The following is an 18,786-nucleotide window of genomic DNA, read 5'->3' as shown; positions in this document are numbered from 1 at the left end:
TTCCTCATCCCCATCAGCTTATCAAGCTATGGATTTTAACTGACCAACCAAATTTTGCACCCAAATCTGATTAGTGGCTCAACACCAAATTGTCGCGATGCACGATCGTCTCTGCACCCTCATAACCCAAGATTATGGGGATCTCTTCAGATTGGTGTCCTTGAATCTTCTGCAACTCTTCGCGGCTGTAGTTCACTAGCCCTTTAGCGATTTCAAGACCAGAGCGATCGCATAAAGTCACCGCGTCATGACTCTCAAACTCGCCTTCAACTTGCAGAATTCCGGCAGCGAGTAGAGATTTTCCGGCGTTGGAAATTGCTTCGACGGCTCCATCATCTAAAATTAGCTTTCCAGTCGAGACTAAGCCGTGAGCGATCCAGCGTTGACGAGCATTAAAGGGGCGAGGTTGCGGTTCAAATTGAGTGCCGATCGCTTCTCCTGCCAAAATCTTTAAGAGATTCATCGGCGATCGTCCTTGAGTGATCACGGTTCTCACCCCGGCACCCGTCGCAATTTGGGCAGCCGCAATCTTTGTCACCATGCCACCTGTGCCCCAGCGAGAACCCGCACTGCCCGTCTGCACCTGAAGCTCTGCGAGTTGCTTGATACTTTGAACCCGCGAGATCGGTTGAGCATCAGGGTTGCTGCGCGGATCGTCGGAATAGAGGCGATCGACATCGGTGAGCAAAAATAACCAATCTGCATCGACCAAACTGGCAACTAGCGCTGATAGCGTGTCGTTATCGCCAAATTTGAGTTCATCCACCGCAACCGTATCGTTTTCATTGACGATCGGAACGACTCCCAGTTGCAACAGCTCTTGAAAGGTGCGGTAGACATTCACATAGCGACTCCGCTCAATCAAGTCGCCACGAGTCAGCAACACTTGCGCGATCGGCTGCTGCATTGCCGTAAAAAAGTCATCGTAGATTCGCATCAGGCGACCTTGCCCAACGGCGGCAACAGCTTGTTTAAGGGCGATCGATTTAGGGCGATCGGTCATTCCCAGTCTCGCGCACCCCACTCCAATGGCTCCTGAAGACACCAGCACTACCTGACTTCCTTGCTGTCGTAAGGTACTGAGAACTTCTACCAAGGCAGCGATTGTGGATAAAGCGAGTTGACCCGTCTCAGGCTGAGTCAGGCTAGATGTACCAATTTTGACCACTACTGTTTGAGCCATAGCAAATTTAAAATAATGATTAGATGATTGCGACTGTTAATCACTAAAGAGATGGAGAATCACTCATGAATTTTGCGCTACGATGAATAGCTAACCATAGAGTAAAGAACCGTAGGGTGCAGGATGGAGAATGTCGATCGCGAACAAACGGTAAATGTACTAGCATCTATAGTTAAGCACCTGAGAAAACTCAGAACAAGACTTAGTGAAGCACAAATATCACTTAGAGCAAAGCTAACGCCATGACCCAAACAAAGCAACGGTTCTCAAGTTTTGAGGAGTATCTTGACGATGACGACGGGACGGATAATGTGTATGAATTGTTCAACGGAGAATTAATCGAAGTGCCGCCAGAGCCAGGATTTAATGTCGGAATTGCAGTTTTTCTACTGGCTCAATTTCTTCCACTGGTAGGACATCTGAGAGTCAGACCTCATGGGCTAGAACTCGAAGTTAGAGGCGAACCGCGCAACCGATTCCCAGATCTGACCATCATTTGTGAACAACATATCGAACAACTGAAACGGCGCAACACGATTCGTCTGTCGATGGCTCCTCCATTATTGGTTGTTGAAGTGGTTAGCCCTGGAGACTTGCAGCGAGACCGCGACTATGTGGCAAAACTAGGGCAATATGCAGCGATCGCCATCCCCGAATATTGGATCATTGACCCTGAAACTCAAGAGATATCTGTCTGCAATCTGCTCGGTGGAAGCTATGAAGTGAGGGAGTTTCGAGGAAACGATCGTATTCAACCTCAGCTTGAAATTCTCCAAAGTTTGCAGTTGACGGCTGAAGAGATTTTGAAGGCAGGGGATTAGAGGAGCAATGATTTTTGTAGAACTTAGACGTTAGCTTTCTATAGAGGGAGATAGAAGTATTTGGAAGAAATCAAAAGTCATGATCTTTTCGATTTTATGTCGCAAATCAGCCAAGAGATGTCCTCGGAGTATGCCCGTATTCAGAAACGTGCTACCGAAGATTCTGGTACTGCTGGAGATCAAGGAGAGGAGAACTGGGCTGAACTATTGAGGGATTGGTTACCACCTACCTATCAAATTGTGACGAAAGGCAGAATCATAAACCAGGATGGTAATACCAGTCCTCAAGTTGACGTAATCGTACTAAAGTCGTCTTACCCCAAGAAGCTACTCAATAAGAAGGTTTATTTGGCAGCAGGTGTAGCTGCTGCTTTTGAATGCAAAGTCACTCTCAAGGCTGCTCATATTGCTGAAGCTTTAGAAAGTTGTGTTGCAATAAAGTCATTCTTCACGCCCAGAAAAGGCTCTCCCTTTAAGGAGCTAAATGCTCCAATATTATATGGGTTACTGGCACATTCCCATTATTGGAAGGGCGATAGGTCAACACCAGTTGAAAATATTGAAAATAAACTTGTTGAAGAAGATCGCAGATTGGTTGATCATCCAAGAAAAACAATTGACTTGATCTGTGTGGCCGATCTTGGATCTTGGCATTCCTCAAAGAAGACTTTTTTGACACCGAATCAATACCTCAATTTAAGGACTCCACCAAATCATTCTGGACGATCGCTTGAAACCACTACTGCATACATAGGACATACAAACAACTTTGAGAATCAAATGGAGCACTTTAAACCAATAGGCGCTTTTATCTTTTACTTATTTCACAAATTGGCGTGGGAGAATCAAGAGTACCGTAGCCTTGCTGATTATTATGACCTGACTGATATAGCTGGTTCTGGTAGTGGTCCTGTCAGGTATTGGAACAGCAATATTTATTCTGATGAAATCAAAGTAAAACTTGAGAGATATATAACAGGTGTCGAAAGAAGCATAGTGTCAAATGGTGAACCCTGGGACGAGTGGCAGATCATGTTTTGAGATCATTCCTTCTAAACCTCTGCTAAAAAGATCTTCTCTGCGCTTAGTGTCAACCCTAGTAAGGCATCAGAAATAACGATCGCTGTTGCTCAAAAACTTAACCGTAAATGGATTGGCATCGACATCACTTATTAAAGCATTAGTTTAATTCTCAAACGCCTCGAAGATAGCTATGGAGAAGCAGCCGTCTTTAACGTCAAAATGACAGGCATTCCGAGAGACATGAAATCTGCCGAAGCCTTGGCGAACAAGAACGACTTTCAAGTCAAATCTGGCAAAGTCGATTCTCGTGACATTCGCGATCTCTTGGGCACAATGACCCGCGAAAAAGCCGCCCTTGGCATCTTCATCACCCTCAAAAAACCCACCAAAGATATGCTGCAAGAAGCCAAAACTTGCGGACTCTATCATCACAAAATTATGGGATGTTCCTATGACAAGATTGCGATCGTCACCATTCAAGACATGATCGAAAACGGTCTACGATTGCACGTACCTCTCAGCATGGAAGTCCTTAAATCTGCCCAACGCAAAAACCAGGAAGACAATCAGTTACCGATCTTTTTAGAGCAGATGGACGAAGCCGTGTAGATTGCGGTAACTGCAAAGCAGAAGATCGAGATCAAAGAATTCCGCAGCCCGCTTTTTGCATAGACTAAACTAGATTTTAGGCGCACTTGCACACCTTAAAATTATGACAACATCACTGCCCGGACAAGACAATGCTGTAGCGAATGCAAAGCCTTCCGCCTCAGAAAACGCCACTAAGCGACCGATTTGGGAAATTGTTGCCGAAATTGGCGCTCAGATTCCTGATGAAGAATGGACAACTGTGCCCAGTGATGCCTCCATCAATTACAAACATTATCTGTATGATCAGCTCTCGAAAAACTCATGACGGCTGTGTTTGCTGATGCAGGATATTGGATTGCGCTTTTCAATCCTCATGACGCACTGCATACTAAAGCACTCACAGTTTCTCAAGCAATACAGGCTCAACCGATCGTTACAAGTCAAACGGTGTTAGTGGAGTTTCTCAATCACTACGCATCAATGGGTTCAAGATTTCGTCAACGCGCTGTCGAAGTTGTAGAGCGCCTTCAACAAGAGCCAGATGTTGAAATCATTTCCCAAACCAATGAGCAATTTGATAAGGCTTTGCTTCTCTACGCACAGAGACAAGATAAAGAGTAGGGATTCATAGACTGTGCTTCATTTCTGATTATGCCAGAGCGAAGAATTTCACAGGCACTTCCCTACGATGAACACTTTCGGCAAGCAGGTTTTGTGCCTCTGCTACGGGAGAGCTAACAATCTGAAGGCAAGTCGGGACGCATCGCCCACGCCCCTCGATCGCTCAAATTGCTGAAGTTAACGCTAGAGATTGATCACGACTCCTGCAAACTTAAGCAGATCAATCATCTTAAAGTCTCCGGTCGTGCTGAGAGTCGGTATCCACTCAGGATCTTGCTTCAAATAAGACAAAGAGTCTCCTTCTAGCAAACCAATTAACACCTCTGTAATAATGCGTCCGCCTACCGGACCCATGCGCTTGCCGTCACCCAATACGTCTGCCTCGCGCAACACGTAAAACCATAGGGGCGTACGGGTATCTAAAACAAAGTGCTTGAGGTCAGCAAGATCGCTTGGCTCAAGAATCTTCTCATTCATTGCTTTCGCGACGCTCTGACCCGAAGGTACTCGAAATGCTAGATTTCGGAGCAGATTGCGCTGAGCAAGCGACTGAGGCTCCATACCGGGAATACCCGGCAGATCAAACAGCACTGACGAGAGCCTCGTATCGATCGTTTTGTTAGGACGCGATCGCCCATCTCCAAAATCAAAAAACGTTTGCCAGTCAATAAAGCGGCGTTTCGATCGTTTACCCCCCCGCAGGTCATTGGGGTCTGGATCATTGGGTGCGGGTGAATTGACTCTGCCGTCATCAAAGATCAGCGCAATAAACTGTTCACTATCATCAGGTTTTGCCCCAAAGTTGGCGCGATAGCTGGGACGCACCTGCGAATGCCCAAATCGATAGGCTGCTACCGAAAACTCAACAGGAATGAAGGGCAAGTTGCGCCAGTTATAAAACTTCCGCCCATGGGTCAAAACGTTTGTGACCATCTCTTGACCTACCGTTTTGGGCAGAAACTCATGCACAATAATCCACTGATAGTGCCATCTGACCAAGCGCTGTGCCTCTGCAAAAATCTCATTCGGATTTTTCAATTCTGTTTCTTGCTTGACCCTCGCCACGACTGCGTTGTGAAACTTCAAAAAGGCAAGGTGGAGTTGAGAGACAATCAAGTTTTCGTCGTTGCGGGGGTCACCAATCAGGGCAACGTTTTGACTGTTGCGAGGTAGATCAAATCGGGGTTTGCCATCGCGAGACACGGTACTTGAGTCTGGGATTTCTTCGGTCAGAAAGGTGGTCAGCCCAGAGTCAACGTTTTGATCATATAAGTGAGGTGAGGCGATCGAACCCGACCCATAAACGTTGTCTAGCGCCAAGGTCGGTGTTCGGAAGTTGGCGATCGTTTCTGGGTCTTGCTGACGTTCTAAACTCGATGTAGGGTCGAAGGTCATATCGTGGTCGAGAAACTGACCCAAAAAAGTCATGCCTGCGGTCAGGTTTGGGTTGTTGGGATTTTCCAGACTTTTTTCGGGTTTGGTAATTAGTCCAACGGGGTCATTGATATCATCTTTGGCATCCATGATGCCGCCTTGTTTACCAATCTCTTTGAGGGCTGCTCGCAAGGTGGGGTTGTCTCCTGCAAAGGGCGGTAGCGTTGGGAATAGTCGTCCAAACTTTCCTTGGTCGTGGTAGATAGAGCGAGGAGGGTTCTCTCCTCCTAAAGGCATGGCTCCATGACGGGTCATATAAAGGGTTTCCTTACCGCGATCGGTCTAGCTTAAATTCACCTCCAGACTAACCATCAGGTATTAAGAGCGCGAAAATATAACATCTCGCAGCATATTTCTTGAAGATAAGTAACGCACGATACTGTTTTTTGTAGCTTATAACTGTTACCTCTTGTGATAGTTTTCAACGATTTAACTCTGCGATCGCATCCTCCACAGTTCCTCGAAATACGGTGCCTGCTTGATGAGCGGCTTTCGTTTGAGCAATGTTATTGGCGATTTCTGCACGGCGGTGTTCAATCAGTCGGCGTTGGATGATTTCGAGCAGCGCGGCTTGATCGTCAATGGAGAGAGATTCGATCGCTTCTAACATAGGCGATCGCAGGCGTTTGTTAGATTTGGGAGCGATCGCCCTTCCAACAAAACAGCAGTTTCAATTCCTGTTCTAATTCCCTTCTGTATTGCGACAATAGAATAGAGAAGATATATGTCAAGGTAAGGTCATTATGCAGCTTCGCCAAGACCTTCTAAATTTGATTGAACAGCTTTCTGATGAGCAGTTGGTTTTGTTGATGCCGTTGGTTCTTGCCTTGCGAGATCATCATCAAGTCAAGCAGGTTTCGAGTGAAGCGTCCGGGGCTTATCAGGCTTGGGTAGGCGCGGAAAATGACGTGTATGATGAACTTTTTGTAGATGAGTTGGCAACGCAGTGATCGTGTCTGCGGATATGCTTAATCAGGTTTCGGATGATGTAATGGTGGTGCCTGGTTGTTGGGATATACCTGCAAAGACATTTGTAGCATTCTTTATGGTGCTAACAACAGCGATACCTTACGCCCAGGACTCGCGAAATATCTATACCCACTGATCGGCGATCTGATTCGTGATCGCACCCAACAAGAACCAGGTAAAATCACAGGCGTTGTCGTCCTAGTCCAGCTAGAAAAGTTGGGTTATCGGAAAGCCTTGATGAGCGAAGACTGAGACTCTGTTTTGGATAACTAAACGATCGCCGCCCTACGCGCAGTTGATCTAGCATCCTGCCAGGGTGCAGTCGGGCTGTGGTACAGACAAACGACCATACTGCACTTAATCAACACATTACTAAAACCGTTGAGTTGAGCAAACTGCTATTACGATCACGCAAACTGCTTTACGCACTCATCTCAGCTACCTAGCGAACTAAAATCATTGGGAATCTCATCGGCTGAGATCTGCAATACTTGCATCATCGCTTTCCACTGACGAGGCGTGAGTTTCGCTTCCGTTTCGCCAGAGATCCATCTCTGATAGGTGCGAAGGGGAACGCCACAATGCACCGCAAACTCAGCTTGAGAAAAATGGGTTCGTTCGACTCTCAAAGCTTCGATCGGCGATTGGCTGTCTTGGGGGCGGCGATCTTTGTTCACTCTCAAAATATTGACGCGCCATATTGCCGGATTGATAGGTGACGTGTCATATCGTTTACGAGATGGTTTACCTCTAAGAGCAGCTAAACATAAACTTCTTCTAAACCCCAGCCGCAAAGATTTGTTCTGCGGTAAGCGCCAACTCTGGAAAGGTGTCAGAAATAACCCGATCTTTTCCCCGAAATTGCTGCACTTGATACTCGCCTTCCATCCACTGATAAACCGAAATCGTCGGCTGTTTGGGAGAGCCAATATATCGCTTTGCACCCAATCCTTTAAAATCGACAATCCAATACTCAGGAATGCTCATCCGTTCGTAGTCTGTCACCTTGTTTCCATAGTCGGTGTTCCAATTGGTACTCACCACTTCTACGACTAGTTTGATCGATTTGCCATGCTCGATCGTCGATGATTTCTTCCAGCGGGGTTCATCCTGAAGTGCCCCTCGGTCTAAAACAAGAATGTCTGGTTGGTAGCCACTGTCTTCGCCGGGAGGCTTAACCAGGTAAGTTCTGGGAATGATATAAGGCAATTGCAGCCGTCGAACTTCCAGAAACAATTCACCTGTAGTAAATGCGGTTACTTCTTCGTGATCACCTGTTGGCAGCATTTCAGCGATCGCTCCTCTATAGAGTTCGTAGCGCCCTGCTCGATCGGGATACCACTCTACAAACTCCTCAAAACTCATAAATTTTGGCGAAGCTTGAAACATAGTGCTTGCCTCTCTCATCTTTCAACTGATATTACGATAACGCGAACTGAAAAACTTTCCAGTGTTTGATGGAAAGTTTCCAGCCTTCTATCCTAGGATTCGTGATACATTAACCCCAATCCTTCCGCTTAAACAGGTATCCAATCTTGAGGTTAAAGGGTAAAGGTAGATCATCGTTTAGTCCGCATGATTTGCCGAACAAGATGAAGCCGAGACAATTTTGCCGCTTGTGGTTCAACGTTAGTGAAGAAGACGAGAAAGCCAGAGGCTACCGCACGCAATGCGTAAAACTGCTTTCCCGCGTCATTGGTTTGGAGGAAGACACGATCGAACGTTGGGGTTCAGGGGTCGATTTTCCTGGAATGCCAGACCAATACGAAAACACGCTGGGCTATGCCATGACGATTAAGCGAATGCTGGAAGAAGGCGGAAAGAGTCAACGCGAGATCTTTCAAGCCGTTTTGCAACAGTTGGAAGATTCATAAAATTTATTATTGAATTATTTTCTGACTTTTTACTGGAAACTCTCATCCTTATCTATTGACCCCAAACCAGGGGTTTTTTATTGTTAGAAAGTTCAACTGTTTTTCGTGGCATCTAAAATATGAGTTACCAAAACTCGCTCAGTCCCTGGGTGATTATCGTCGCCTGCCTAATTTTCAGCGTCAATTTATCGATCGATTTCGTCGCCGCACCCACGCCGAAGAATATTTGAAAGTGATTCAGCGCCTTAGCCCCGATGCTGAATTTGAGATTGTCTACGAGATTGCTCAAGCAGAAAGCCATAAACCCTCACCCCAAACCCCTCTCCCGCAGGAGATGGGTTTCAATCAATCTCTGGTTCCCTCTCCTTGGGGAGAGGGCTAGGGTGGGGGCTGCTTTGAGGCGGTTTTAGGAAAGTCGCACATCGCGTCACTAAATTACTTTAAACAAAAATAATCTGTGTAAAAGCATTACAAATAACGCACCTACACCGATTAACCTCAGAGCTTTAGTAGACAGCGTTCACTGTTAGAGAACTGTTGAGCGTCAACGACAAATCAGTTTGAGGATTTACCACTAGCACGTCGGCACTGCCACGTTTCAGCAAGAATTGACCTAAAGCACCCACACCACTCCCGATCAAAACCTTGCCTACAGAAATGCGGCGGTTGCCTGTGATTCCACTAATAATCGCGGCAGCACCCGCCCCGATCGCGGCACCCGTTAAAATACTGCCTGTGCTTGCACCTTTTTGGATGGTTTCTCTGCGGGTCACCACATTAGAAGAGGCATCGATCGACAGGCGATCGCCATTCGTCAAAACCAGCGTTTTCGCAAAAAACTGAGTGCCGCCTTGCGAAGGTCTGAGTTCGCCTTCTACCTGGCTTCCAGCCGGAATCAACAACGCGCCAGACGAAGTGCGAACGTTTCTAGCAATCTTCAGCGTGACTGCACTGGTTTCGTTAGGTGCCACCACAATTTTGTCGTTGTCATAGGTAACAGGCAGAACCGTGCCTCTCGGAATTCTCACCTGACCCGATTGGACGGGTTGAGTAGAAGGATACTGCTGTGAAGGGAACAAGGGCGCGGCGGCAGCATTGCCGATCGCAAAGGGTGCCAGACTTGTAGAGGTCATGCCCAATGTGAGAGCCAGGACAGTCCCCGTTTGCCATTTTCTGAATTTCAACATTTGCACGTCCTTAGAGTCTTAGTCTAGTAGCGATGGTTTCAATGACCGAGGCAAGTTTAGCAAGGTTCCTAATGAGGGAAAAATCATCCAAAGGGCATAAGGTAGGTGCAGATTGTGAAAGGCTTCTGCTATCAACGATGCTCGATCGCCAATCCCCTATTCATGGGGCTACTGTGTATATACAAATGGCTTCAAGTTCGGATTTCTTGGGAATTGTCCCCTAAATCCCCCAAAATGGGGGGACTTTGAATTTTGGAACTCTCTCTTCTCAAAGTCCCCCAAAATGGGGGATTTAGGGGGCTGAAATGGAGCGATAAACGATTTGTGTATACACAGTAGACCCATAGGGTATGTTGAAAAGCCCGATCGCGCCGTCATTTTTAAGAGTTTTTAGAAAAACCGTTACGGACTAACCCTTCAAGCGCGTACACTACAAGAAGTGCGAGTGTACTTCGGTGCATTTGTACTCAATTCACTCGATCGGGCGAATCGCTCTCAATGATTCCTCAGCAACTCACACTCAAGAATTTTTTGAGTTATCGTGCCGCCACGCTTGACTTTCGGGGGCTGCACACCGCTTGCGTGTGCGGAGCTAACGGGGCTGGCAAATCGTCGCTGTTAGAGGCAATTGCTTGGGCGATCTGGGGCGAAAGTCGGGCAGCCTCTGAAGATGATGTAATTCACGTTGGTGAAGCTGAAGCGCGAGTTGAGTTTGTGTTTAGCATGCATCAACAAACCTATCGCGTGATCAGAACTCGGCAACGAGGAAACGGCGTAGCGCTAGAGTTTCAAATTGCCCACGGAGCGATCGCAAGTCACAACTCAGATTCACACTTACCCTCGTTTCGATCGCTCACCGAAAAAGGAATTCGTGCCACTCAGCACTTAATTCTGGAGCATTTGAAGCTCGATTACGATACGTTTGTCAACTCAGCTTATTTGCGGCAGGGTCGCGCCGATGAGTTTATGCTCAAGCGTCCGGGCGATCGTAAACAAATTCTCGCTGATCTGTTAAAGCTACAGCGCTATGATGAGTTAGCAGAGCAAGCCAAAGATAAATCTCGTCAGTTTAAAGGGCAAGTAGAACTGCTAGAACGAAATCTAGCGTCGATTCAACAACAGTTGCAACAAACCGAAGCGATCGCGCTAGAACGCGCCCAGTTAGAGGCAACACTAGCGCAAATGCAGCAGCAGCAAACTGCCTATAATGAGCAGTTGCAGAATCTTTTAGCCAGACAGCAACACCGACAAACCACAAAACAGCAACTCACCTGGCAACAGCAACAGCAACGTAATCTTAATCAAGACTGCCAACGCCTGCAAAAAGAACTCACGCAGATCGATCACCAACGGCAAACGCTAATTGAATTGCTGCAACAAGAACGCGCGATCGCCAATGGATATCAGCAATGGCAAACGCTGCAAATGCGGGAAGACGGCTTTACTACAAAATTTCAAGCCCATCAGGTTGCTCAAGCCAAACGCCAACAATATCAGCAGCAACAAACCACGAAACTCAACGATCTTCAAAATCAGTTACAAAATCTGCAAGCGCAAGGCGTGGTGTTAGAACAACAGTTTCAAGAGATTCAGCGCACCCTCAGCAAAGCTGCCGATGTTGAAGCCGGAGTTGAACAACTGCGAGAGGCACGGCTGCAACTGACTCATCTAGACCAACTGCAAATGCAAGTGGCTCCGCTGCTTCAGCGTCGCCAACACCTGCAAAGCGATCTCGATCGAGCCTCAACCCGACTCACCGCCAGACTTGATGAACTGCGAACTTCTGCACATCAGCTTCAGACCCAGCAGCAGCGTCAGCCCAAACTACAGCGCGCAGCCGTCGAAGTTGCTGATCGCATTGAAGCGTTAGAAAAACTCAAACTCTATCAAGAACAAGTGCGCGAAAAAGGGCTAGAGCGGCGCAGCTTTATGGATCGACTGCAAGCCCATCAGCGCGACCACGAAGCCCATCTCGCCGAATTAGATCACAAACTGCGGATGCTCAAACAAGGCACATTAGGAGATCAAGATCTTGCAGAACTAGAACGTGAGTTGACAGCAGATAGAGTTACGGATGAACAATCCATTCATTCAACCGAGTCCTCATCCGCAACTCAATCTGTTGCGACTCTCACGCAACCCTCAATCCTCGACCCGCAAAATTCTTCTTATCCGCCTTGTCCGCTCTGCGATCGTCCCCTCGATGAACCCCACTGGAATCTCGTCTTACAAAAACACGAGCAGCAGCGGCAAGAAGTGTTCGATCAAATTTGGGTGATTCGAGAACAGTTAGCGGTGTCTGAGCGAGAAATTCAAGTTTTGCGGCGAGAATATGCAGAACTTGACACTCAACTCGCGCAATTTGGCTCGGCGTTAGAGCGACGCGGACAACTGCAAGAACAACTTCAAACTACCGCCGATGTGCAAAAAAGCCTGGAACAACTTACGGTAGAAGCTTCTCAACTCGAACAACAACTGCACGATCGAGACTATGCCACTGATGTGCAAGAAGAATTGACCCTACTCGATCGCAGCCTCCAACAACTGAGCTATGACGAAAAAGATCACGCCCTGGCACGAGGAGCCGTCGATCGCTGGCGGTGGGCAGAAATTAAACTTGCAGATATCAAACAGGCACAGCGACGACAGGCCCAAATGACTGCCCATCAGCCAGAGCTAACAGCTCAAGTGTCTCAGCTAGAACAGCAAATAGAACAGCTTCAGGCAGACACCGCCGCCGGATTTGTGCAGAGCGATCGCCAAATTGCTGAAATTGGCTATGATTTAGCGCAACACAATGCGCTCAGAGTCGCACTCCGGCAGGCACAGCCTTGGCAGTTGCGGTTTCAAGAACTGCGACAGGCACAGCAGCAATTTCCGCAGGTGCAGCAGCGTCTCCAAGACTTGGCGCAAACCCTCCAGACGCGGCTAAACGAGCTGCAAACGGTGAGCCTCCACACTCAAGAACTCGTCAGTTATTTAGAGCAAACATCCGATTTTACGGCTCAGATTCAGGCGATCGAACAAGAACTACAACGGCAGCGCCAACAGCTAGATGAACAGCTTGCCCGTCTGGGTCGGCTTCAGCAACAGCAACAGCAGCAAGACGCGCTCAGAATTCAAGATGGAGAACTCAGAACCCAGTTAACCCTGGCACGTCAGCAGAGCCGAGTCTATCAAGAACTCGCCTTAGCCTTTGGCAAAAATGGCATTCAGGCACTCTTGATTGAGAATGTGCTGCCGCAGCTAGAAGCGACAACGAATCAAATTCTTTCTCGTCTCAGTGCCAATCAACTGCACGTTCAATTTGTGACTCAACGCACCGCCCGCAGTGCAAAATCTTCTAGCAAATCGACGCGAGGCATCACCCAAAATCCCAAATCGATCGAGACCCTCGACATTCTGATCGCCGACGCTCACGGCACACGCCCTTATGAAACCTATTCAGGCGGAGAAGCCTTTCGGGTTAATTTTGCAATTCGTCTGGCGCTGGCTCGATTGCTATCACACCGATCGGGCACTGCCCTGCAAATGCTGATTGTTGATGAAGGCTTTGGCACACAGGATCAAGAAGGCTGCGATCGCTTGATTGCGGCGATTAATGCGATCGCGCCTGACTTTTCCTGCATTCTCACAGTTACACACATGCCCTATTTTCGAGAGGCGTTCCAAGCGCGCATTGAGGTCACAAAAACCTCTGAAGGCTCACAAATTATGCTCTGCCTCTAGGGATCTATCAAAATTAAATTGCCAGAGTGATTGTATCAATTTGATTTAACGTGAGATCGATGAAGTTTTTCGCTGCGGTTGCAAATCCGGATTGCCCCCTAAATCCCCCAAAATTGGGGGACTTTGAACCTAAACTCTGAGCTTAAAGTCCCCAAAATTGGGGGATTTAGGGGGCAGAAGCCGCTGAAAACGAAGCGAAAGAACTCATCGAACTGACGCTAAATTAAGCAAATTTACGTACGGGTAGGGCACTGCCGTGCCTTCAACCTTGCAAGTAACCGACGTTATGTAATTTACGATCCTTAGATTTTTCTTCACCACTACAAAATTTCAACCGTTCCGCTTTGACCATCGATGCGAACAGACTGCCCATCGCGCAAAAGATGAGTCGCGTTGTTGACATCCATCACAGCGGGAATGCGATATTCACGAGCGACGATCGCCCCGTGCGACAACCGACCGCCAACCTCCGCAATCAATCCTCCCACTCTTGCCAAAAGCGGTGCCCAGCCAGAATCTGTATAAGGAACCACGAGAATGGTCTCTCGATCGAGGTCAGTTACATTTGCTGACAGCGATCGCATCACTTTAATGCGTCCTTCAACCTGTCCGGGGCTGGCCCCAATGCCTTGCAACTGCTGAGAAGATTGCCAATTTTGCAAAATCGGGGCGGGTGGATCGTCTCCATAGACGATCGTCGGAACTTGCTCAAGCTGATCATCGGTCTGAAGGCGCGATCGACGTTGAGCAATCACTTGAGGAATCCGCTCAAGCATTTGGCGATCAAGATGCGAGGCTTGGCGGACTTCTTCTAACGCTAAAAAAAAGATATCACCCGGTTCAGAAAGTATGCCCGATTGCAGCCAATCCCTTTCTAACGCAACAAAACTCCATCGCAACTCTGCTAATAGCTGACTATAAACTTCTGTGACTCGCCCTTTGAGACCAAACCGACGCTGAACAAACCCAGCTTTACGTGGCTTAACTGATTCTGCTCTAAGGGGCGGATTCAAACAAAACTGAGCAAATAAATCTCGAACAGGTTGTGAGTATTCTCTCCAAGTAGGCACCGCAATATCGGTTCCGACCTCACTTAAATAGCCATAACGATTTAAGATTTGGTCAAACCGATCGAGAATTTCTCGCCCGTTGACTGTTCTGTCTAGCATTCCAAAAAGTTCTGAACTGCTAACAGCATTTTTATCTGTCCCAGTTATCTGTTCATTGCTGATTAAATCTTGATGGGCTGCGATCGCTAATGCTTGCAGCGATCGCAGTGCCGCCACCTCTGGCGTATCTCCATTGTCAATCTGTTCATCGCTAACTCGCAAAATCGCCTTTCGCAATGCTGCACTCAACGGAACCAAAATGCTATAAAAAGTGGCAGTTTTGAGCAACTCAAGAATCAGCTCAACTCGCTCTACCAGATTAGCAACAGACAATTCAGAAGTGGGATGCGTCGCAACCTCGTTGAGAAAAGGAGAAAATCTGCGGCGATCGTCCCGACCAAAGTTCTGCTCAAGCTGCCATTCATGACCGATTAACCGCAGCAATCCCGGCAGATTGCGAAGCGTTGACTGCACCGGAGGCTTACTAAATGTTGCCCCTCTCGTGAGAAACTCTAAACTCTCAGACGGCAACCCCATTCGTCGAAAAAGTTGCCCTAGCAGTGATGCGTTGAAATAAGCGCGAGAGTAGTGCAGCGTTGCCGTGTCATTAAAATCGAGTCCTTGAGCGCGATCGCCCAGCACGATCGTAAAAATTTCTCCCCAAACGCCGCACGTCAACGGACGATTGATCGACCAGGTAAGCGGACGAATCAACCCCGGAATCACTTCAGCCGCAATCTTACGAGTCCAGATTGGCAACAGAGTTGTGATGGGTCGAGACTGCAACACCCACAAAGCGCGACCATCATAAGTCCACTCCACATCTTGAGGAACGCCGTGATACTGATTCTCAAGACGGCGCACCAGAAAAGCCACTTGCTGCACTAATCTCGGTGGAATATTGCCTACTCCCGTGACTTCCAATATCAATTCATCGGGTAAAACCCAATCCGAATCTAGCGTTAAAGCATCGGGGACTTGAATCTCATAAGCTTCTGGAGTCACTCGTCCTGATACGATCGATTCTGCATCACCCGGCAGGGCTTCAATAACAACCGCATTGCCTTGCCTAGAAATGGGATCGCGACTAAAGGCAACTCCAGAAAACACACCCCGAATTTGCTTCTGAATCAGCACCACCATCGAACTATCAGATAATCCACGATCGCGCCGATATTGAACTGCCGAAGCGCGATTATAAGACTCTAAACATTGCGCGATCGCGGGCAGCAGTTCTTCTCGCCGCGTCACGCCCAAAATTGTTTGATATTGTCCTGCCGCCGAAGCCGCCTCAGAATCTTCTCCGATCGCAGAAGATCTGACGACCAAAGGCTCCGCCTCAGAAGGCTGAAGAATCTCGATCAGCGGCGCAGGGTCATCACCCGGAAACAAAACCCAACCCTCTGGCACTGGGTAGCCCGATCGCTTCAGATCCGATAGAGTTGCCGCTTTTTCTCCTGCCTTGCCCGGTAACAAACGTTGATCGAGAGAAACTAGGGAGCGATCGCCCCGAAAGAATTTAAACATAGACTGAGATGTTTTTTGCGCGGCTTCAGTCCTCATATCTAAGTCGTCTGGAATCTTTTTGTAAATCCATCCTAAAAGGACTGCTAACGCGATCGTCATCACAATCAATGCAGAGTCTTGAGAATGCCGCAACGCAGTCACTAGGGGGAATAAAATCAGAATGCCGATTCGACCCTGGCTGCGTTCTCGAAGAATTGTAAAGCCGATGCCACCGATTAAGAAAACCAGAAGAGCAGAAATCGGGTCGTGTACTGCGTAACCCCAGACGACATTCGTCGTGCCCGCCCCTTGGCTAATCCAATAACGCCCAAACACCAAAGCAATCAGTGCAATCATTTCCCACTCAGCATGATCAGGAAAGAAAGCACGAGCCAGAAAAACGGCTGCAATTCCTTTTAGCGCCTCCGACAGAACGGCTAAAATTCCGGCAAACTTTCCGCCATGATAAAAAGCAGCCGAGACACTCACATTTCCGGTGCCGAGATTTTTTAACCGTTTCCTAGTAATTCCATAAGTCATCCAATCGATCAGAGGCAGACCTCCCAAAATTGGACAGATTATGAAGATCACGAGAGATCCCCAGACTTGGGTGAGCGTCATGACTGTAAAAGCAAAATAAAACCTTTCTTGCAGTCTACGATCGTGTTCAGCAAAAAGTCTAAGTTTTCTCTAAAGTCTTCATTGCTGCAAAGGCCAAACATTCAAAAAGCCCTCCACGCAAGTGGAGGGCTTTTCTATGTCAGACCGATTCTACCCAGGAAAGCTTAACCGTGGATAGCAGGCGCAGACAAAGCCACAGGTGCCACATCGCCCGATGCCAGGTCAAGCGGGAAGTTGTGGGCATTCCGCTCGTGCATCACTTCCATCCCCAAGTTCGCTCGGTTGATCACATCCGCCCAAGTGCTAATCACTCGTCCCTGCGAATCAATGATGCTCTGGTTGAAGTTGAACCCGTTCAGGTTGAACGCCATCGTGCTGATGCCCAACGCCGTGAACCAAATGCCGACGACGGGCCAAGCGCCGAGGAGGAAGTGCAAGGAGCGACTGTTGTTAAACGACGCATATTGGAAGATCAACCGCCCAAAGTAGCCGTGCGCGGCCACAATGTTGTACGTCTCTTCTTCTTGCCCAAACTTGTACCCCGCGTTCTGCGATTCGTTCTCGGTCGTCTCTCTCACTAACGAGGAGGTCACCAACGAACCGTGCATCGCACTGAACAAGCTACCGCCGAAAACTCCAGCGACTCCCAGCATGTGAAACGGGTGCATCAAGATGTTGTGCTCAGCTTGAAACACCAACATGAAGTTGAAGGTGCCACTGATGCCCAGGGGCATGCCGTCCGAGAACGAGCCTTGTCCGATCGGGTAGATCAAAAACACGGCAGTCGCAGCGGCGACGGGGGCGGAGTAAGCAACGCAGATCCAAGGACGCATGCCGAGACGGTAGGACAGTTCCCACTCCCGTCCCATGTAGCAGAAGATGCCGAGCAGGAAGTGCAAGACCACGAGTTGATAAGGTCCGCCGTTGTAGAGCCACTCGTCTAATGAGGCGGCTTCCCAAATTGGGTAGAAGTGTAAGCCGATGGCGTTGGAGGAGGGGACAACCGCACCGGAGATGATGTTGTTGCCGTACATCAAGGAACCAGCCACGGGTTCGCGGATGCCATCAATGTCTACCGGAGGGGCAGCAATGAAGGCGATGATGAAGCAGAGGGTCGCGGAGAGCAGGGTGGGAATCATCAACACGCCGAACCAGCCCACATACAGGCGGTTTTCGGTGGAGGTGACCCAAGAGCAAAACTGCTCCCACAGGTTGGCGCTTTCGCGTCTCTGAATTGTGGTCGTCATGGTAAGTATGAGTGCTTGATTTTTAATGAGTTGTAGGGCGGTTTTCCGACCCACCTCTATACAGTAGGTCAAATATTTCTTTTTGTAAAGCGGTAAATTAAGATTGCTCTCATATTTTGTAAATTGACTGTAACAAAGCTTATCTACTCTCTACTGGGCATACCTTTTGAAAAATGAGAGCCTCGTAGATCAGTTTATGAATGTTGGCTAAATTTTAAGATTGGTTAACGCCTGCTTAATATCAAGATTGACAAAACGATCGGCGGCGAGATAGACCCAAGAGTAAGAGCGTTGAGTGTCTTGATAAATTCGCTCAAAGCCCAACACCCGTCTCAGTTCTTCGTGAACCGGATGAAGAATGATAGAGTAGAGGTCGCAAAGTTGTGGAAAGTCAGACTGCATTCGCTTCAGAGTTTTTTGAGTATCGTCTAGAAGCTGATAAAGAGTTGCAGGGTTAAAAAACATAGGATCGATAATCCAGGCGCGAATGTAAACCGAGGTACAGTTCTCATCACCCACGGCTGCTCTTATAAAGGGGTCTACAGGGTTGTCTGATGTGAGATAAAAACTCTTGCTGGGTGGCTGAAAGAAATTAAACTCTGACTCACTGCTGACCGGGAAAAGAATTATAACGCCAGCTACGTTAAGATTGTCTGCTCGACGAACGACCCGCATACCTGTTGGATACTCTTGTGCCCACGCTCTCAAGACTCTGGCAATTTTAGCGACTACCGATCCCTCTCTAACCAGTTCGGCATATAGCAGTCCTATTTGAGTTGTAAGATCAGCCATAGCGCCGCAACTTGGGAAAATCAAACGTGTAAGACTGCAAGAATTGCACAAATAGCTGCTTGACTTGTGCAAAGGTTTC

Annotated in this window: 19 protein-coding genes; 10 read left to right on the top strand and 9 right to left on the bottom strand. The window is 48.0% G+C overall.

All coding sequences use genetic code 11. From position 1 onward, the window contains the following. Positions 1–70 precede the first annotated feature (70 nt). Positions 71–1,183 carry a glutamate 5-kinase gene (proB, locus tag BRW63_RS00095; protein ID WP_073068890.1) on the bottom strand — a complete coding sequence of 371 codons (1,113 nt, stop codon included), beginning with the start codon at positions 1,181–1,183 and terminating at the stop codon, positions 71–73. A gap of 242 nt (positions 1,184–1,425) precedes the next feature. Here proB and BRW63_RS00090 point away from each other — a divergent pair, with 242 nt between their 5' ends. From BRW63_RS00090 to BRW63_RS00070, 5 genes are all read left to right on the top strand, one after another. Further along, a complete protein-coding gene (locus tag BRW63_RS00090) occupies positions 1,426–2,004 on the top strand; it encodes a Uma2 family endonuclease (RefSeq protein WP_073068889.1) in 579 nt (192 codons plus the stop codon). A 60-nt stretch (positions 2,005–2,064) separates the two neighbouring features. Continuing rightward, a complete protein-coding gene (locus tag BRW63_RS00085; RefSeq protein WP_083582581.1) occupies positions 2,065–3,045 on the top strand; it encodes a DUF6602 domain-containing protein in 981 nt (326 codons plus the stop codon). A gap of 201 nt (positions 3,046–3,246) precedes the next feature. After that, on the top strand, positions 3,247–3,636 hold the full coding sequence (locus BRW63_RS00080; RefSeq protein ID WP_143161978.1) for a restriction endonuclease: 390 nt from the start codon (positions 3,247–3,249) through the stop codon (positions 3,634–3,636). A 103-nt stretch (positions 3,637–3,739) separates the two neighbouring features. Continuing rightward, positions 3,740–3,943: a hypothetical protein gene (locus BRW63_RS00075; protein ID WP_073068886.1), complete on the top strand. Its 204-nt coding sequence runs from the start codon at positions 3,740–3,742 to the stop codon at positions 3,941–3,943. Beyond that, positions 3,940–4,239: a type II toxin-antitoxin system VapC family toxin gene (locus BRW63_RS00070; protein WP_219898253.1), complete on the top strand. Its 300-nt coding sequence runs from the start codon at positions 3,940–3,942 to the stop codon at positions 4,237–4,239. Before BRW63_RS00075 ends, BRW63_RS00070 begins: the two co-directional genes overlap by 4 nt. Positions 4,240–4,422: 183 nt before the next feature. Here the strand turns inward: BRW63_RS00070 and BRW63_RS00065 are convergent, their stop codons facing one another. Together BRW63_RS00065 and BRW63_RS00060 are read right to left on the bottom strand one after the other, a co-directional pair. After that, positions 4,423–5,928, bottom strand: a complete 1,506-nt coding sequence (locus tag BRW63_RS00065; protein ID WP_073068885.1) for a peroxidase family protein — start codon at positions 5,926–5,928, stop codon at positions 4,423–4,425. Between the two features lie 166 nt (positions 5,929–6,094). Next, positions 6,095–6,283 carry a hypothetical protein gene (locus BRW63_RS00060; protein ID WP_073068884.1) on the bottom strand — a complete coding sequence of 63 codons (189 nt, stop codon included), beginning with the start codon at positions 6,281–6,283 and terminating at the stop codon, positions 6,095–6,097. A gap of 133 nt (positions 6,284–6,416) precedes the next feature. On the opposite strand from BRW63_RS00060, the gene BRW63_RS00055 reads away from it, so the two are divergent. Beyond that, on the top strand, positions 6,417–6,623 hold the full coding sequence (locus BRW63_RS00055) for a hypothetical protein (protein WP_073068883.1): 207 nt from the start codon (positions 6,417–6,419) through the stop codon (positions 6,621–6,623). 55 nt (positions 6,624–6,678) lie between these two features. Next, a complete protein-coding gene (locus BRW63_RS00050) occupies positions 6,679–6,894 on the top strand; it encodes a hypothetical protein (protein ID WP_073068882.1) in 216 nt (71 codons plus the stop codon). Between the two features lie 182 nt (positions 6,895–7,076). Here the strand turns inward: BRW63_RS00050 and BRW63_RS00045 are convergent, their stop codons facing one another. Both BRW63_RS00045 and BRW63_RS00040 read right to left on the bottom strand, forming a co-directional pair. Further along, positions 7,077–7,319 carry a helix-turn-helix domain-containing protein gene (locus BRW63_RS00045; protein WP_073068881.1) on the bottom strand — a complete coding sequence of 81 codons (243 nt, stop codon included), beginning with the start codon at positions 7,317–7,319 and terminating at the stop codon, positions 7,077–7,079. A gap of 100 nt (positions 7,320–7,419) precedes the next feature. After that, positions 7,420–8,031 (bottom strand): Uma2 family endonuclease, encoded by a 612-nt coding sequence (locus tag BRW63_RS00040; RefSeq protein WP_073068880.1) that lies wholly within the window; start codon positions 8,029–8,031, stop codon positions 7,420–7,422. Positions 8,032–8,234: 203 nt separating this feature from the next. Here BRW63_RS00040 and BRW63_RS00035 point away from each other — a divergent pair, with 203 nt between their 5' ends. Together BRW63_RS00035 and BRW63_RS00030 are read left to right on the top strand one after the other, a co-directional pair. Further along, the gene (locus tag BRW63_RS00035; protein ID WP_073068879.1) at positions 8,235–8,516 is read left to right on the top strand and encodes a hypothetical protein; all 282 of its coding nucleotides are present in this window, start codon (positions 8,235–8,237) and stop codon (positions 8,514–8,516) included. A 55-nt stretch (positions 8,517–8,571) separates the two neighbouring features. Continuing rightward, positions 8,572–8,898: a hypothetical protein gene (locus BRW63_RS00030; protein WP_073068878.1), complete on the top strand. Its 327-nt coding sequence runs from the start codon at positions 8,572–8,574 to the stop codon at positions 8,896–8,898. Between the two features lie 124 nt (positions 8,899–9,022). Here the strand turns inward: BRW63_RS00030 and BRW63_RS00025 are convergent, their stop codons facing one another. Continuing rightward, a complete protein-coding gene (locus BRW63_RS00025) occupies positions 9,023–9,703 on the bottom strand; it encodes a hypothetical protein (protein ID WP_073068877.1) in 681 nt (226 codons plus the stop codon). A 498-nt stretch (positions 9,704–10,201) separates the two neighbouring features. Between BRW63_RS00025 and BRW63_RS00020 the strand changes: the two genes are divergently transcribed. Then, complete coding sequence (locus BRW63_RS00020; RefSeq protein WP_073068876.1) at positions 10,202–13,432, top strand: AAA family ATPase; 3,231 nt, start codon at positions 10,202–10,204, stop codon at positions 13,430–13,432. Between the two features lie 320 nt (positions 13,433–13,752). Here the strand turns inward: BRW63_RS00020 and BRW63_RS00015 are convergent, their stop codons facing one another. The 3 genes from BRW63_RS00015 to BRW63_RS00005 all read right to left on the bottom strand — a co-directional run bounded on the left by BRW63_RS00015 (position 13,753) and on the right by BRW63_RS00005 (position 18,707). After that, positions 13,753–16,668, bottom strand: coding sequence for a glycerol-3-phosphate acyltransferase (locus tag BRW63_RS00015; protein WP_073068875.1), 2,916 nt, complete (start codon positions 16,666–16,668; stop codon positions 13,753–13,755). A gap of 164 nt (positions 16,669–16,832) precedes the next feature. Next, on the bottom strand, positions 16,833–17,915 hold the full coding sequence (psbA, locus tag BRW63_RS00010) for a photosystem II q(b) protein (protein WP_073068874.1): 1,083 nt from the start codon (positions 17,913–17,915) through the stop codon (positions 16,833–16,835). Positions 17,916–18,122: 207 nt separating this feature from the next. Then, positions 18,123–18,707: a hypothetical protein gene (locus BRW63_RS00005; RefSeq protein ID WP_073068873.1), complete on the bottom strand. Its 585-nt coding sequence runs from the start codon at positions 18,705–18,707 to the stop codon at positions 18,123–18,125. Positions 18,708–18,786: the final 79 nt, after the last annotated feature.

This window comes from Phormidesmis priestleyi ULC007, from assembly GCF_001895925.1.
GTDB lineage: Bacteria > Cyanobacteriota > Cyanobacteriia > Leptolyngbyales > Leptolyngbyaceae > Phormidesmis_A > Phormidesmis_A priestleyi_A.
This window is presented reverse-complemented; position numbering and strand designations above follow the sequence as displayed.

Excerpts from the sequence above, each read along its gene's own strand:
- BRW63_RS00080 (WP_143161978.1), top strand. The coding sequence starts at position 3,247 with ATGACAGGCATTCCGAGAGACATGAAATCTGCCGAAGCCTTGGCGAAC.
- BRW63_RS00025 (WP_073068877.1), bottom strand. The coding sequence starts at position 9,703 with ATGTTGAAATTCAGAAAATGGCAAACGGGGACTGTCCTGGCTCTCACA.
- proB (WP_073068890.1), bottom strand. The coding sequence starts at position 1,183 with ATGGCTCAAACAGTAGTGGTCAAAATTGGTACATCTAGCCTGACTCAG.
- psbA (WP_073068874.1), bottom strand. The coding sequence starts at position 17,915 with ATGACGACCACAATTCAGAGACGCGAAAGCGCCAACCTGTGGGAGCAG.
- BRW63_RS00035 (WP_073068879.1), top strand. The coding sequence starts at position 8,235 with ATGAAGCCGAGACAATTTTGCCGCTTGTGGTTCAACGTTAGTGAAGAA.
- BRW63_RS00040 (WP_073068880.1), bottom strand. The coding sequence starts at position 8,031 with ATGTTTCAAGCTTCGCCAAAATTTATGAGTTTTGAGGAGTTTGTAGAG.
- BRW63_RS00065 (WP_073068885.1), bottom strand. The coding sequence starts at position 5,928 with ATGACCCGTCATGGAGCCATGCCTTTAGGAGGAGAGAACCCTCCTCGC.
- BRW63_RS00090 (WP_073068889.1), top strand. The coding sequence starts at position 1,426 with ATGACCCAAACAAAGCAACGGTTCTCAAGTTTTGAGGAGTATCTTGAC.
- BRW63_RS00075 (WP_073068886.1), top strand. The coding sequence starts at position 3,740 with ATGACAACATCACTGCCCGGACAAGACAATGCTGTAGCGAATGCAAAG.
- BRW63_RS00060 (WP_073068884.1), bottom strand. The coding sequence starts at position 6,283 with ATGTTAGAAGCGATCGAATCTCTCTCCATTGACGATCAAGCCGCGCTG.
- BRW63_RS00070 (WP_219898253.1), top strand. The coding sequence starts at position 3,940 with ATGACGGCTGTGTTTGCTGATGCAGGATATTGGATTGCGCTTTTCAAT.
- BRW63_RS00020 (WP_073068876.1), top strand. The coding sequence starts at position 10,202 with ATGATTCCTCAGCAACTCACACTCAAGAATTTTTTGAGTTATCGTGCC.
- BRW63_RS00005 (WP_073068873.1), bottom strand. The coding sequence starts at position 18,707 with ATGGCTGATCTTACAACTCAAATAGGACTGCTATATGCCGAACTGGTT.
- BRW63_RS00015 (WP_073068875.1), bottom strand. The coding sequence starts at position 16,668 with ATGACGCTCACCCAAGTCTGGGGATCTCTCGTGATCTTCATAATCTGT.
- BRW63_RS00055 (WP_073068883.1), top strand. The coding sequence starts at position 6,417 with ATGCAGCTTCGCCAAGACCTTCTAAATTTGATTGAACAGCTTTCTGAT.